This window comes from Halomonas colorata (assembly GCF_014897985.1).
Taxonomy (GTDB): Bacteria; Pseudomonadota; Gammaproteobacteria; order Pseudomonadales; family Halomonadaceae; genus Vreelandella; species Vreelandella colorata.
The window spans coordinates 1-1,163 of sequence record NZ_JABUZA010000105.1 but is presented as its reverse complement, the minus strand read 5'-3'; the positions used below and the strand labels follow the sequence as shown (position 1 = coordinate 1,163).

Sequence of the window (1,163 nt, the reverse complement as noted above, 5' to 3'; positions counted from 1 at the left end):
TTGTCGCCGTGGGCGATAGCCTCAATGGCTTCCGCCGCCCCACGGCGCAGCGAGTGCACGTTGACGATATCGCCGCGGCGCACGTGGGTTAAGAGGCTGCCGATAGTCGCCTGCTGGGGAGAAATCGCGATATCGATATCGCCGCCCTGCACCAGATCCACATAGGCGGCGTTGTTGATCAGCGTCAGAACCTTTTTGGCCCCCAGGCGTTTGGCGAGCAGCGACGACATGATATTGACCTCGTCGTCGTTGGTCAGCGCGCAGAAGATATCGCAGTCTTCAATGTTCTCTTCTTCAAGCAGCCGCTTGCTGGTGGCGCTGCCGTGTAGCACCACCGTGCGGTTCAGCCGCTCGGACAGCGTGGTGCAGCGCTCAAGGCTATGCTCGATGATCTTGACCTGGTGGCTATGCTCCAGGTGTTCGGCCAGGCGCTCGCCGATATTCCCGCCCCCGGCAATTACCACTCGGCGAAAGCCGCGTTCGATACGCCTGAGCTCACTCATCACCGCGCGAATATCGCGCCGGGCGGCGAGGAAGAACACCTCGTCGTCGGCCTCGATCACGGTGTCACCGCGCGGGATAATTGGCCGGTTGCGCCGATAAATCGCCGCCACGCGGGTATCCACGTTGGGCATATGATGGCGCAAAAACGCGAGATCCTGACCCACCAACGGGCCGCCAAACACCGCTTTTACTGCTACCAGCTGCACCAAGCCTCCGGCAAAATCCAGCACCTGCAGGGCACCCGGATGCTCGATCAAACGGCGTACGTGATCCGTGACCACCTGCTCGGGGCTGATCAACACATCAATCGGGATCGCTTCGTGGGCGAATAGCCCCTTGCGGGTGAGATACGGCGTGGCGCGTACCCGAGCAATCTTGGTGGGCGTACGAAACAAAGTATGCGCAACCTGGCAGGCGATCATGTTGACTTCATCGGAGTTGGTGACCGCAATCAACATATCGGCATCTTCACAGCCGGCTTGGCGCAGAACGTTGGGGTAGGAAGCCGCGCCGATCACAGTGCGAATATCGAGCTTGGTGTGCAGCTCGCGCAGTTTATTGGTGTCGGTATCGACCACGGTGATGTCGTTTTCCTCGCGGGCGAGGTGCTCCGCCAGGGTACCGCCGACCTGGCCGGCGCCGAGAATGATGATTTTCAT

General features: G+C 60.4%; 1 protein-coding gene. It reads right to left on the bottom strand.

Annotated features, from left to right (window positions below; translation table 11 throughout):
• On the bottom strand, positions 1-1,163 hold a 1,163-nt coding region (trkA, locus tag INT33_RS20975), incomplete at its 3' end, for a Trk system potassium transporter TrkA (protein WP_193092941.1).